This window comes from Enterococcus sp. 3G6_DIV0642 (assembly GCF_002140635.1).
GTDB lineage: Bacteria > Bacillota > Bacilli > Lactobacillales > Enterococcaceae > Enterococcus_D > Enterococcus_D casseliflavus.
Genome location: NZ_NGLH01000001.1, coordinates 2,642,199 through 2,654,570, shown reverse-complemented (window position 1 = coordinate 2,654,570; position 12,372 = coordinate 2,642,199). Strand labels below are relative to the sequence as shown.

Sequence of the window (12,372 nt, the reverse complement as noted above, 5' to 3'; positions counted from 1 at the left end):
AAGGCAGAAACGAACAATTGCACTCGTTTTTGCTTTTTTCTAATGAAACAATGACTTTCAGAAAGGAAGAATCGTTATGCTAAATCAGTTGGTTATAGCGGAAGTTCAAAATCCAATGCTTGGCAATATTATCGTTGTCAGCGGATCAATTCTTCTTTTGCTATTCTTATTGAAACATTTTGCATGGGATGCCATCAGCAGCATGATGCAAAAACGGGAAGATAAAATCGCCAATGATTTGGATTCAGCGGAACAATCACGCTTGAATGCAGCAAAATTAGAAAAAGAACGCCAAGAAAAATTGGCACGTTCTCATTCTGAAGCTGCGGAGATCATCAAGAGCGCCAAAGATAGCGGGGAATTGAGTCGGCAAAATATTTTGAGCGAGACCAAAGAAGAAGTGGCTCGTTTGAAAGAAAAAGCAAACTCAGATATCACCCTTGAAAAAGAAACTGCGTTAAAAGAAGTGAAAGATGATGTTGCAGAACTTTCGCTTCAAATCGCAGAAAAAATCTTAGGCCGCGAATTGACTCCCGAAAATCATGAATCCCTAATCAATCAATATATCGAAGGATTGGGTTCAGTTAATGAAACTCGATAAATTCACAGTGGGAAAACGCTATGGAAAAGCCTTGTTCGAATTGGCGATGGAAGAACAGCGCTTGACAGAAGTTTACCAAGAATTAATGACCTTGCGTCAGATTTATCAGGAGATTCCAACATTCGGTCAGATCGTGACGGATAACCGCTTGGATCTCCATGAAAAAAGACAATTAGTCGATCAATTGCTGAAGGGCTTTGAAGGCTTGGTCAGAAATTTCTTAGAGATCGTTTATGAATATGATCGCATGGATGATCTATTGCTGATCATTGATGAATACGAACGTCGTTACGATGAATATCAAGGTCTTGTTCTCGGAACGATCACAACGGCTGTTGCTTTGTCAGCAGAACAAAAAAGCAAAATCGAAAAGCAAATCGCCGATAAGCTTGGGTACAAGCAGGCACAATTGAAAGAAACGGTCGATCCAACGATTTTAGGCGGAGTCATCGTTGAAGCAAATCATCAAGTGATCGACGGTAGTATTAAGAGCCAACTGGATTATCTGCGACAAAAAATCGGCAGATAAACAAGAGATAAGAGGTGAATCGGATGGCCATCAAAGCAGAAGAAATTAGTGCCTTGATCAAAGAGCAAATTAAAAATTATCAGAACGAACTTTCTGTAGAAGAAATCGGTACTGTCACATATGTTGGGGACGGGATCGCCCGCGCCCACGGTTTAGAAAATGCCATGAGTGGAGAACTGCTTGAGTTTTCAAACGGTTCTTATGGGATGGCACAAAACTTAGAATCAAACGATGTCGGTATCATCATCCTAGGTGATTTTGAAACCATTCGTGAAGGAGACAAAGTAAAACGAACCGGTAAAATCATGGAAGTTCCTGTCGGCGATGCATTAATTGGCCGGGTAGTGAACCCATTAGGGCAACCGATCGATGGCTTAGGTCCGATCGAAACAGACAAATCACGCCCAGTTGAAGCAGCTGCACCAGGTGTAATGCAACGGAAATCCGTATCGGAACCAATGCAAACAGGGTTGAAAGCTATTGATGCTTTAGTACCAATCGGTCGTGGCCAACGGGAATTAGTCATCGGTGACCGGAAAACCGGGAAAACAACGATTGCGATCGATGCGATCATTAACCAAAAAGGGCAAGACATGATCTGTATCTATGTCGCTATTGGTCAAAAAGACTCAACGGTTCGTGCACAAGTAGAAACATTACGCCGTTACGGTGCACTTGATTACACGATCGTTGTTTCAGCAGGTGCTTCACAACCAGCACCATTGCTTTACATCGCACCTTATGCCGGGGCAGCAATGGGAGAAGAATTCATGTATAACGGCAAACATGTTTTGATCGTCTTTGATGACTTATCAAAACAAGCAGTCGCTTACCGTGAACTTTCTCTCCTTCTACGCCGTCCGCCAGGTCGTGAAGCATACCCAGGGGATGTCTTCTACTTGCACTCTCGTTTATTGGAACGTGCAGCGAAATTAAGTGATGAACTAGGTGGCGGATCAATGACGGCACTGCCGTTCGTTGAAACGCAAGCGGGGGATATCTCAGCCTATATCCCAACCAACGTGATTTCTATCACAGATGGACAAATTTTCTTAGAAAATGACCTATTCTATTCAGGTGTGCGTCCTGCCGTAGCGGCTGGATTGTCCGTTTCACGGGTTGGTGGTTCTGCACAGATCAAAGCGATGAAGAAAGTTGCTGGAACCTTGCGTTTGGACTTGGCAAGTTACCGCGAGCTAGAAGCCTTCACACAATTTGGGTCTGATCTAGATGCTGCGACACAAGCCAAATTAAACCGCGGTCGTCGTACCGTTGAAATCTTAAAGCAAAAACTACATGAACCATTGGCAGTCGAAAAACAAGTCGTGATTCTTTATGCGTTGACGCATGGATTCATTGATAGTGTACCTGTCAATAAACTATTGGACTTTGAAGCAGAATTATTTGAGTATATCGAAGCAAACGCAGCAACGATTTTTGAAACCATTCGGACAACGAAAGACTTGCCAGAAGAAAGCTTGTTAGATGACACCATTAAAGCATTCAAAGATATTTTCATGGCATCCAACAGTTCTCGGGTGACACCGCAAGATAAAATATCGACAATGCAAAACGCATAAAAGAGGTGAGAGAAAATGGCTGCTTCATTAAATGAAATCAAGCAACGAATTGCCTCAACAAAGAAAACCAGCCAAATCACAAAGGCCATGCAAATGGTTTCAGCTGCAAAATTAACAAAATCTGAAGCTCATTCGAAACAGTTTCAAGTGTATGCCAACAAAGTACGTGAAATCGTTACGCATTTGACTGCGCAGCAGCTTTCCGATCTTGCAGGTTCTGGTCCTAAAGATGGTGTGAACTATAACAGTATGTTGGTTAGTCGTCCGGTCAAACGCACAGGCTATATCGTCATCACTTCTGATGGCGGTCTAGTGGGCGGCTATAATAGTTCCATCTTAAAACAAATGATGACCATGCTGGATGAAGACCATGCAAAAGAAGAAGAGTATGTCATGATTACCATTGGTGCAACTGGCGCTGACTTTTTCAAAGCACGGGGCATCAATTTGGCGTACGAGTTAAGAAACCTTTCGGATCAACCAAGCTTTGATGAGGTACGTAAAATCGTAACATTGGCAACCACGATGTACCAAAACGAGGTCTTCGATGAATTATATGTGTGTTATAACCATCACATCAATTCATTGACTAGCCAATTTCGTGTGGAGAAAATGTTGCCGATATCCGATTTAGATCCTGAAGAAGCCGAAAGTTATGAACAAGAATACTTGTTTGAACCTTCCAGAGAAGCGATTTTGAATCAATTACTGCCTCAATACGCTGAAAGCTTGATTTATGGTGCGATTGTTGACGCAAAAACAGCCGAGCATGCTGCCGGAATGACAGCGATGAAAACAGCAACAGATAATGCCAAAAATATTATTGGGGACTTGACGATCTCATACAACCGAGCGCGCCAAGGAGCGATCACCCAAGAAATTACTGAAATTGTGGCGGGGGCATCCGCGTTAGAATAGTTTCAAGAACGAATGGAGGAATACGAATGAGTTCAGGCAAGATTGTTCAAGTCATTGGTCCCGTTGTTGACGTGGAATTCTCTCTAGACCAATCATTACCAGATATCAACAATGCGTTGATTGTTTACAAAAAAGATGAGCAGAAAACAAAAGTTGTGTTAGAAGCTGCCTTAGAACTTGGCGACGGCGTTATCCGTACGATTGCCATGGAATCAACAGATGGCTTACAACGAGGAATGGAAGTAATCGATACAGGCGCCTCCATTTCTGTTCCAGTTGGGACAGAAACCTTAGGACGGGTGTTTAATGTCTTAGGGGACACCATCGATTTAGAAGCGCCGTTCCCTGAAGAAGCACCCCGCAGTGGGATTCACAAAAAAGCACCTGACTTTGATGAATTGTCAACAAGTACGGAGATCCTTGAAACTGGGATCAAAGTTATCGATTTGTTAGCCCCTTATTTAAAAGGGGGGAAAGTTGGACTTTTCGGTGGTGCCGGTGTTGGTAAAACCGTCTTGATCCAAGAATTGATCCACAACATCGCCCAAGAGCATGGTGGGATCTCTGTCTTCACAGGTGTTGGTGAACGGACACGTGAAGGAAATGACCTTTATAATGAAATGAAAGAATCTGGCGTTATCGAAAAAACAGCCATGGTGTTTGGACAAATGAACGAACCACCAGGTGCTCGGATGCGGGTAGCCTTGACTGGTTTGACATTAGCCGAGTACTTCCGTGATGTGGAAGGACAAGACGTGCTCTTGTTTATCGATAATATCTTCCGCTTCACTCAAGCAGGTTCTGAAGTATCTGCCTTACTAGGTCGGATGCCGTCTGCCGTTGGGTATCAGCCAACATTAGCAACTGAGATGGGGCAATTACAAGAACGGATCACATCGACGAAGAAAGGTTCCGTTACGTCTATTCAAGCCATCTATGTCCCTGCCGATGACTACACTGACCCAGCACCTGCGACTGCTTTTGCCCATTTGGATGCAACAACCAACTTGGAACGTAAATTGACCGAACAAGGGATCTATCCTGCCGTTGATCCACTGGCGTCTTCTTCTAGTGCGTTAGCACCTGAAATCGTTGGTGAAAAACATTATGAAGTAGCGACTGAAGTACAGCATGCGTTACAACGTTATCGGGAATTACAAGACATCATCGCCATCTTAGGGATGGATGAACTGTCTGATGATGAAAAAACCTTAGTTGCCCGCGCACGCCGCATTCAATTCTTCTTGTCACAAAACTTCCACGTAGCGGAACAGTTTACGGGACAACCTGGTTCTTATGTGCCAGTTGAAGAAACCATCAAAGGATTTGCAGAGATTCTTGAAGGAAAATATGATGATCTTCCAGAAGAAGCCTTCCGCAGTGTTGGACGAATTGAAGATGTCATTGAAAAAGCGAAAAAAATTGGCTATTAATTAACCAGCCTTGAAGAAAGAGGGGAACCTCATGGATCAATTTTTAACAGTCAATGTGGTGACACCTGCTGGTTTGGTTTACGATCATCACGCGAAAATCGTGGTTGCACGTACGACAGATGGTGAGATCGGTATTTTGCCGCATCATGCCCCAATCATCGTTCCATTGACGATTGATGAAGTCCGGGTCAAACGGATTGATTCAGATACCCATGTCGACTGGGTCGCTGTCAACGGCGGTATATTAGAAGTGCGAGACAATGTTGTCTCGATCGTAGCCGATAGTGCGGAACGTGATCGTGACATCGACGTTTCACGTGCAGAAAGAGCAAAACAGCGTGCAGAACGCCAAATCGAAGAAGCCAAACAAGTCGAAGATATCGACCAGCTTCGGCGCGCAACGGTTGCTTTGCACCGCGCCATCAATCGAATCAACGTGTCAAAACATTCCTAAAAAACAAGGGCTTCTTGCCTTTGTTTTTTTGTTTCTCCAAGAAAACGTTTTAAAAACTTTTTAAAGTCTTTTCATGAAGGTTTCAAGAAAGATTATTTTTTATCTTGACATCTTTGTGGTATGATAGGAATGTTCAATTATGAAAAAAGGAGCAGAAAGTATGCAAGTGTATGGAATTGATGCAATCATTCGAATCGTGAGTCATTTAGCGTTCATCTATTTAGCATTTTGGGCATTGCAATCTGTGCGGATCGATGCTTTTTTTAAAGCCTTACGAACGACTCAGATACGAATGGTCATGGTGTTTCTTGCGATTGCATTAGGCTACACCGCCAGTACTTTTTTCCTTGAGTTGATTGCGTTATGTCGTAATTTATTTTTAACAGGTTTTTAAGAATTTCATTAATATATGCAAAAACACCGAATATTATGCTATAATTGGCAAGATTTGTGTGAGTCACTGCATTATTTGGAGGGAACATAAATGGAAGAGATGATCGTTCAAGGTGGTAATCGATTAACTGGAACAGTGAAGATCGAAGGGGCAAAAAATGCTGTTCTACCTATCTTAGCGGCAAGCTTATTAGCGGAAGAAGGAACAACGACATTAACAAATGTACCGATCCTTTCCGATGTATTAACAATGAAAGAAGTGATTCGGCATTTAAATGTCGCAATCGATTTTGAAGAAGAAAACAACACAATGACGATCGATGCGTCACAAGAATTAGCAATCGAAGCACCGTATGAGTATGTGAGCCAAATGCGCGCTTCAATCGTAGTCATGGGGCCTTTGTTAGCCCGTAATGGACATGCCAAAGTGGCAATGCCTGGCGGCTGTGCAATCGGCAAACGACCAATTGATTTACATTTGAAGGGATTTCAAGCACTAGGCGCGCAAATCATCCAAAAAGATGGATACATAGAAGCGATCGCCGATGAGTTAAAAGGCAATAGCATTTACTTGGATTTCCCAAGTGTCGGCGCAACGCAAAATATCATGATGGCTGCCGTAAAAGCTAAAGGCATCACCATCATCGAAAACGTCGCTCGTGAGCCAGAAATCGTTGATTTAGCAAACATTTTGAATAAAATGGGTGCCAAGGTCTTTGGTGCAGGAACCGAAACGATGCGTATTGAAGGTGTCGAACACCTGCATGCAGTAGATCATTCGATCGTGCAAGACCGTATCGAAGCAGGAACCTTTATGGTTGCAGCAGCGATGACTCAAGGAGACGTTATTATTAAAGATGCGATCTCAGAGCACAATCGTCCATTGATTTCAAAATTGATCGAAATGGGTGCAGAAGTGACTGAAGTCGCTGAAGGGATTCGTGTGGTCGGACCAGAACGCTTGAAAGCGACTGATGTAAAAACGATGCCACATCCAGGTTTTCCTACGGACATGCAAGCGCAAATGTCTGCTATTCAATTATTAGCGCAAGGAACGAGTGTTGTGAATGAAACGGTATTTGAGAATCGTTTCCAACATTTAGAAGAAATGCGTCGCATGAATGCCCATGTAAAAATTGACGGCAACGTTGCAGTGATCGAAGGCGGTCATGAATTACAAGGTGCGCTGGTCTATGCGACAGATTTACGTGCCGCAGCAGCGTTGATTTTATTAGGTTTGCGTTCAACGGGACGGACGCGTGTTCGCAATCTAAAATATTTGGATCGCGGCTACTACAAATTCCACGAAAAATTGCAACAATTAGGGGCATCTGTTGAACGAGTTTCTGACGCAGTAGAAGAAGTCGTACCAGTTAACGCCTAATAGGAGTAGGAGAGAAAAAAAGTGAAGTTGAACCGTTATATTTTAACTAGCTTGATAAAAATTTTAATCGTCATTTTATTAGCTATTTTATTGTTCCTAGCAGGAACGATGATTGGTTATGGAGTGATCGGTGACGGCAGTCCTTTTAAAGTATTCTCTCCAAGTCTTTGGAATCATATCTTTGAGTTTATGAAATAAACCATAACTAGGACTTACGCCACGTGCTGAGTCCTAGTTTTTTCTATCTATCTTTACTGAATCGTACGCTAAAAAGAAAGGCTGGCAAGGAATGAGTAAACTTTTGATCGGCTTTGTTCGTTTCTATCAACGTTTTATTTCCCCATTATTTCCTCCTAGCTGTCGTTATTATCCGACTTGCTCAGGATACATGATCCAAGCCATCCAAGTCCATGGAGCAGCCAAAGGAGGCTTGATGGGGGTAGCTCGTATCTTACGCTGCCATCCCTTTGTAAAAGGCGGAATAGATTACGTACCCCAGACGTTTACTTTAAAACGAAATACGAAAGACAAAGTCAAACCAACGTACCGTTATCGGAAAAGTTAAAAGGAATCAACAGAAATATAAAAAAGGAGCCAAAAAGCCATGATTCGTCCAATCGCCCCTAATGAAGCGTATCCTTGGGCGTTGCTGCTGGATGCAGATCCTGATAAAGCAGTCGTAGAAAGCTATCTATATAATAGCCAAACACTTGTTTATGAAGAAGCTGGAGAAATGATTGGTGTGCTAGTTTATCAAAATCAAGGCAAGAACTGGGAGATTATGAATGTGGCCGTTTCGCCAGAAAAGCAAGGAATGGGCATCGGTCGTCAATTGCTGCAAGCTGCCGAAGAAGCGATCCTCAGTCAGCGCCTCGGGGCAAAACGGCCGATCGTAGTGATCAAAACTGGTAGTCTGCCCTCTGCAGCCTTGACTTTGTACCAAAAGCAAGGCTATGTTGAAAAAGAGCGGGTGAAGAATTATTTCACCACCCACTATGTCGAACCGATTTTTGAGAATGGGCAGCAGCTGTTCGATCAAGTGATTTTGGAAAAACAACTCTAATGGATGAAGAGACAGTCTAAGTGAATGAGACTGTTTTTTTCGGCTCTTTGTCAATAAGGACTGATGAGTTGTGCAAAATCAAATCTGGGTCAGAATGAACCTCATTCTGGCTCAGATTTTTTGTTATCTCACTTTGATTAATTGATTGATCAAAAAGATTCTAATTCTCATGTTCTCGAATGATTTAAATCCGTAGGATACTCGTTTCATTGTCTTTATGTGGGTATTCTTCGCTTCTATTTTTCCATTGGAATAAGGATAGATCATTGCGTTGGTGATGCCTTCTTCATGGGTAAGAAGGTTTTGAAGCTTTTCCCGAAAGCTGTCATCTAACGTTTCGGGAAGTTCTGCCAATAAGGAGAAAAATAAGTCAGGGTCTTTGTCTCGAAAGGCTTCAACTAATTCATGAAAAAAGGGATACGCCTCCTTTAGGGGCGGAGAAAACTCAAGCAATCGATCAATCATCATTGCTTCAGTAAGAAATGGGTATTTTGGTGCTCGGAAACTTTTCCATGTTTTGTATTCATAATGGTTGATGTTTGCACGATTTTTTAGCAAAAAGCGCCAGTTCTTTTTCAGTTTTTCTGCCTGGCTTTTCTGTCCGGCTTTACGAAGTTCATTCATTTCACGGATACGCAACTCATTGAACGCTTGATTCATGTGTTTGACAATATGAAACCGATCAATCACTACTTTCGCATTTGGCAGAACACGTTTGGTGAGCTGAAAGTAGGCGGCGTTCATGTCTGTCACCAAGAATTCTACTTCTTCCGGATTGGTACAACCTAAGAAATAGCTTGTTAATCGGGGTAATTTACGCGTAGGCAAAACATCTATTAATTTTCCTGTTTCGCCATCTGCGCAAATAAAGCTCATTTTATCTTCTATGGAAGCATGCGAACGAAATTTATCAACCATCAATACTCTTGGGAGAATCTTCTTAGATTGCTTTGGTAAATAGCTTTTAAACTCTTTCAATGTACGAATAACGGTGGTCAAAGATACCTGACAGCTTTTCGCAATAAAAGATAAAGATACTTTTTCAGTCAGTAAAGAAGCAATTTTATATCTAACATGATTTGCGATTGAATGTCTGGGTTGGACAAAATAACTTTGAGCAGTCCAATGGGTGCGACAGTTTTTACAGGTATAGCGCTGCTTTTTTAGGCGCATAACCAAAGGCATATGATTGTATTGTTCAAAACGGACAATCGTTTCCTTCTTCCCATTTTTCACTATAATTGCTTTCCCGTTTCCATCTACCACAGTAGAACCACAACTTCTACAAGCACGAGGAGTAGGCGAGAGAACAGCATCGACGACCAACGTCTTTTTCTTCTGAAGGGTCTCGTAAGAGACCTCTGTAATCATCAAATCTTTCTCTATTATTCTCAGCATTTTTTTGATAGAATCATTCATATAGCATATCGTCCTCTCAGTTGTTTATTTTGTGGTGATTTAATCATACTAGAGAACGATATGTTTTTTAATACCTAAAATGAAAATGGGGCTGAAGAATCAATTCTGATTCATCAGTCCCATAAATTATAGAGCCTTTTTTTCTTGTCATCGGAAATCGCTTTCTTCAAGCGCTGACTTGCGGTAAAATAGACAGTATCAGAATAATAAAGGATTGAGGGAAAAAAATGGCGATTTTAGTCTTTGATATGGGTGGTTCAGCAGTAAAATATGGCGTCTGGGCACAAGATTCTTTGGTGAGTAAAGGGAAGTTCACTACTCCAAATACTTGGGAGGAAATGAAAGCACAGCTGCAGCAAGTGAGGGCAAGCGTAGATGAAGAGATTGAAGGCGTTGGAATCAGTGCGCCAGGTGCGGTCAATGCCCAAGAACGGCGGATCGACGGCATTAGTGCGATCCCTTATATCCATGGGTTTGATATTTACTCAGAACTCGAAGCAGCGTTTGGGGTACCCGTAACCATCGAAAATGATGCCAATTGCGCTGGGATGGCTGAATTTTATCAAGGAGCGGGCAAAGAGTATCAGCAAGCAGCCTTCGTTGTGATCGGAACAGGCGTTGGCGGTACCCTGTTTCAAAATGGTGAGCTAGTCCGTGGGGCACATTTATACGGTGGCGAATTTGGGTTGATGATCCTAGATCAAGGCAAAACATTTTCGCAACTAGGGACAGCGGTTCAGATGGCCTGGCGGTATTGTGATCGGATCGGAGTGGATCGAACGACGATTACCGGTGAAGAGGTCTTTCAACGTGCAGAAGATGGCGATGCCATTGCGATCGAGGAAGTCAATAAATTTTACAACTATTTAGCACAAGGACTGTTCAGTATTCAGTTTGCTTTTGATCCTGAAGTGATCATTATCGGCGGTGGTGTCAGTGCCAAAAAAGGCTTGTTAGAAGAAGTTGACCAGCGCTTGAAAAAAATGTTGGCGAATCAAGCATTAAATGATTTCGTCCCACTGATCAAGCTATGTGACTATCGCAATGATGCCAATTTAGTTGGGGCGGCGGCAAATTTTCAAGCATTGTATCCACGAAATAGCCGCTAACATGAGGATGTAATGTTTTCAAACGTCCGTTTGAAAAAAAAAGTATCAAATCAAAGCGTATCGGCAGCAAGCAAAGGGGAAAAACCTTTGCTTGCTTTTCTTTTTATCCGAAAATTAGAAAAGCGATTCCATTGTTGCTGGATCAATGTTTTAAAAGCACCATTTTTTATCGGCGAAAAAAATAAATTCTGAATAGGTGAAATATTCTGATAATTCGTTGACATTTCCTAGATTTTTCAGTATATTGGATAACATATTCAGGGGAAGTAAAGGAGAGGAAAATTATGAAAAAGAAATTTGCATTTTTGTTTGCGAGTTTGTTTTTATTGACAGCTTGTAGTGCAGGACCAACAGGTGGACCAACGGATAGCAGTGGTGCTGCTGAAGGTGGCAATAAACAAGAGGGAGATACCATTAAGATTGGTGCCAACTTAGAGTTGTCTGGAGCAGTTGCTGCTTATGGGACGGCTGAAAAAGAGGGGATCGACTTAGCAGTCGAAGAAATCAATGCTGCCGGCGGCGTTCTTGGAAAACAAATTGAAATCATTTCGAAAGATAACAAATCAGATAACAATGAAGCTGCGACAGTAGCAGCCAACTTAGCAACCAATGATAAAGTCGTTGCCATTATTGGACCAGCAACTTCAGGTGCCACAAAGGCGGCTTTACCGAATGTGACGAGAGCCCAAGTACCGATGGTCACTCCTTCAGGTACCGATGATGCGATTACTTACACCAGTGGAAAAGTCCAAGAATTTGCGTTCCGTTCTTGTTTCCAAGATAGCTTCCAAGGAACAATCTTGGCAAAATATGCAGCAGAAAATTTGGATGCTTCAAAAGCCGTAATCTTGGGTGATAACTCAAGTGACTACGCAATTGGTTTGACGGAAGCATTTAAAGAAAGCTACCCAGGCGAAATCGTCTTAGAGGATAACTTTACTGAAGGCGACAAAGATTTCCAAGCAGTTCTTACAAGAATCAAAGATGTCGACTTCGATGTCTTGTTCATTCCAGGCTACTACACAGAAGCTGGTTTGATCATCAAGCAAGCGCGAGAATTAGGAATTGATCAAGCAATCATTGGTGCGGATGGATTCGGTGATGAAAAAATGGTTCAAACAGCTGGTGCAGAAAATGTCAGCAATGTTTACTATACAGGTCACTTCTCTACCAAAGCACCAGCAAACGACAAAGTTGAGCCGTTTGTGGCAGCTTTCAATGAAAAATATGGCAAAGAGCCTTCTGCTTTTAATGCATTAGCCTATGATGCTGTTTATATGATCAAACAAGCGATCGAAGATCAAAACTCAGCAGATTCATTGGCGATCGCAGCTGGTTTGTCTGAACTGAAAGACTTTGTCGGTGTGACCGGTGAAATCACGATGGATGAAAATCATAACCCTGAAAAATCAGCAGTTGTTTTAGGATTGACTGACGGGAAAGAAACCTCAGCAGACACTGTGGAACCTTAAAAAACCCGCAGTTGTTT

Annotated in this window: 14 protein-coding genes; 13 read left to right on the top strand and 1 reads right to left on the bottom strand. The window is 42.3% G+C overall.

All coding sequences use genetic code 11. From position 1 onward, the window contains the following. Nucleotides 1-76: 76 nt before the first annotated feature. The 11 genes from atpF (at nucleotide 77) to A5878_RS12760 (ending at nucleotide 8,355) form a co-directional block, all read left to right on the top strand. On the top strand, nucleotides 77-601 hold the full coding sequence (gene atpF / locus A5878_RS12810; RefSeq protein WP_005228706.1) for a F0F1 ATP synthase subunit B: 525 nt from the start codon (nucleotides 77-79) through the stop codon (nucleotides 599-601). After that, nucleotides 588-1,130: a F0F1 ATP synthase subunit delta gene (locus tag A5878_RS12805; protein WP_010749797.1), complete on the top strand. Its 543-nt coding sequence runs from the start codon at nucleotides 588-590 to the stop codon at nucleotides 1,128-1,130. The genes atpF and A5878_RS12805 overlap by 14 nt, the downstream gene beginning before the upstream one ends. 23 nt (nucleotides 1,131-1,153) lie before the next feature. After that, nucleotides 1,154-2,710, top strand: a complete 1,557-nt coding sequence (atpA, locus tag A5878_RS12800; protein WP_005228708.1) for a F0F1 ATP synthase subunit alpha — start codon at nucleotides 1,154-1,156, stop codon at nucleotides 2,708-2,710. Between the two features lie 15 nt (nucleotides 2,711-2,725). After that, nucleotides 2,726-3,628 carry a F0F1 ATP synthase subunit gamma gene (locus tag A5878_RS12795; protein ID WP_086295653.1) on the top strand — a complete coding sequence of 301 codons (903 nt, stop codon included), beginning with the start codon at nucleotides 2,726-2,728 and terminating at the stop codon, nucleotides 3,626-3,628. Nucleotides 3,629-3,654: 26 nt separating this feature from the next. Next, nucleotides 3,655-5,061 (top strand): F0F1 ATP synthase subunit beta, encoded by a 1,407-nt coding sequence (gene atpD, locus A5878_RS12790; protein ID WP_005231864.1) that lies wholly within the window; start codon nucleotides 3,655-3,657, stop codon nucleotides 5,059-5,061. 31 nt (nucleotides 5,062-5,092) lie between these two features. Then, nucleotides 5,093-5,515 carry a F0F1 ATP synthase subunit epsilon gene (locus A5878_RS12785; protein ID WP_005228716.1) on the top strand — a complete coding sequence of 141 codons (423 nt, stop codon included), beginning with the start codon at nucleotides 5,093-5,095 and terminating at the stop codon, nucleotides 5,513-5,515. Between the two features lie 160 nt (nucleotides 5,516-5,675). Continuing rightward, entirely contained in the window at nucleotides 5,676-5,909 is a 234-nt protein-coding gene (locus A5878_RS12780; protein WP_008380880.1) for a DUF1146 family protein, read from the top strand. A gap of 90 nt (nucleotides 5,910-5,999) precedes the next feature. Continuing rightward, nucleotides 6,000-7,292, top strand: a complete 1,293-nt coding sequence (murA, locus tag A5878_RS12775; protein ID WP_016608772.1) for a UDP-N-acetylglucosamine 1-carboxyvinyltransferase — start codon at nucleotides 6,000-6,002, stop codon at nucleotides 7,290-7,292. A gap of 21 nt (nucleotides 7,293-7,313) precedes the next feature. Then, on the top strand, nucleotides 7,314-7,490 hold the full coding sequence (locus A5878_RS12770; protein ID WP_005228723.1) for a DNA-directed RNA polymerase subunit beta: 177 nt from the start codon (nucleotides 7,314-7,316) through the stop codon (nucleotides 7,488-7,490). Between the two features lie 91 nt (nucleotides 7,491-7,581). After that, nucleotides 7,582-7,857: a membrane protein insertion efficiency factor YidD gene (gene yidD, locus A5878_RS12765; protein WP_016608771.1), complete on the top strand. Its 276-nt coding sequence runs from the start codon at nucleotides 7,582-7,584 to the stop codon at nucleotides 7,855-7,857. A gap of 39 nt (nucleotides 7,858-7,896) precedes the next feature. Continuing rightward, the gene (locus tag A5878_RS12760; RefSeq protein WP_010749792.1) at nucleotides 7,897-8,355 is read left to right on the top strand and encodes an N-acetyltransferase; all 459 of its coding nucleotides are present in this window, start codon (nucleotides 7,897-7,899) and stop codon (nucleotides 8,353-8,355) included. A gap of 123 nt (nucleotides 8,356-8,478) precedes the next feature. Here A5878_RS12760 and A5878_RS12755 read toward each other — a convergent pair whose 3' ends face one another. Further along, nucleotides 8,479-9,774 (bottom strand): ISL3-like element ISEfa11 family transposase, encoded by a 1,296-nt coding sequence (locus A5878_RS12755; RefSeq protein WP_086295652.1) that lies wholly within the window; start codon nucleotides 9,772-9,774, stop codon nucleotides 8,479-8,481. A 227-nt stretch (nucleotides 9,775-10,001) separates the two neighbouring features. Between A5878_RS12755 and A5878_RS12750 the strand changes: the two genes are divergently transcribed. Next, nucleotides 10,002-10,883 (top strand): ROK family protein, encoded by an 882-nt coding sequence (locus tag A5878_RS12750; RefSeq protein ID WP_086295651.1) that lies wholly within the window; start codon nucleotides 10,002-10,004, stop codon nucleotides 10,881-10,883. A 284-nt stretch (nucleotides 10,884-11,167) separates the two neighbouring features. Further along, a complete protein-coding gene (locus A5878_RS12740) occupies nucleotides 11,168-12,355 on the top strand; it encodes an ABC transporter substrate-binding protein (RefSeq protein WP_010749790.1) in 1,188 nt (395 codons plus the stop codon). Nucleotides 12,356-12,372: the final 17 nt, after the last annotated feature.

Bases quoted from the DNA above. Each gene is read 5' to 3' on its own strand.
- atpF (WP_005228706.1), top strand. From the start codon at position 77: ATGCTAAATCAGTTGGTTATAGCGGAAGTTCAAAATCCAATGCTTGGC.
- A5878_RS12805 (WP_010749797.1), top strand. From the start codon at position 588: ATGAAACTCGATAAATTCACAGTGGGAAAACGCTATGGAAAAGCCTTG.
- atpA (WP_005228708.1), top strand. From the start codon at position 1,154: ATGGCCATCAAAGCAGAAGAAATTAGTGCCTTGATCAAAGAGCAAATT.
- A5878_RS12795 (WP_086295653.1), top strand. From the start codon at position 2,726: ATGGCTGCTTCATTAAATGAAATCAAGCAACGAATTGCCTCAACAAAG.
- atpD (WP_005231864.1), top strand. From the start codon at position 3,655: ATGAGTTCAGGCAAGATTGTTCAAGTCATTGGTCCCGTTGTTGACGTG.
- A5878_RS12785 (WP_005228716.1), top strand. From the start codon at position 5,093: ATGGATCAATTTTTAACAGTCAATGTGGTGACACCTGCTGGTTTGGTT.
- A5878_RS12780 (WP_008380880.1), top strand. From the start codon at position 5,676: ATGCAAGTGTATGGAATTGATGCAATCATTCGAATCGTGAGTCATTTA.
- murA (WP_016608772.1), top strand. From the start codon at position 6,000: ATGGAAGAGATGATCGTTCAAGGTGGTAATCGATTAACTGGAACAGTG.
- yidD (WP_016608771.1), top strand. From the start codon at position 7,582: ATGAGTAAACTTTTGATCGGCTTTGTTCGTTTCTATCAACGTTTTATT.
- A5878_RS12760 (WP_010749792.1), top strand. From the start codon at position 7,897: ATGATTCGTCCAATCGCCCCTAATGAAGCGTATCCTTGGGCGTTGCTG.
- A5878_RS12755 (WP_086295652.1), bottom strand. From the start codon at position 9,774: ATGAATGATTCTATCAAAAAAATGCTGAGAATAATAGAGAAAGATTTG.
- A5878_RS12750 (WP_086295651.1), top strand. From the start codon at position 10,002: ATGGCGATTTTAGTCTTTGATATGGGTGGTTCAGCAGTAAAATATGGC.
- A5878_RS12740 (WP_010749790.1), top strand. From the start codon at position 11,168: ATGAAAAAGAAATTTGCATTTTTGTTTGCGAGTTTGTTTTTATTGACA.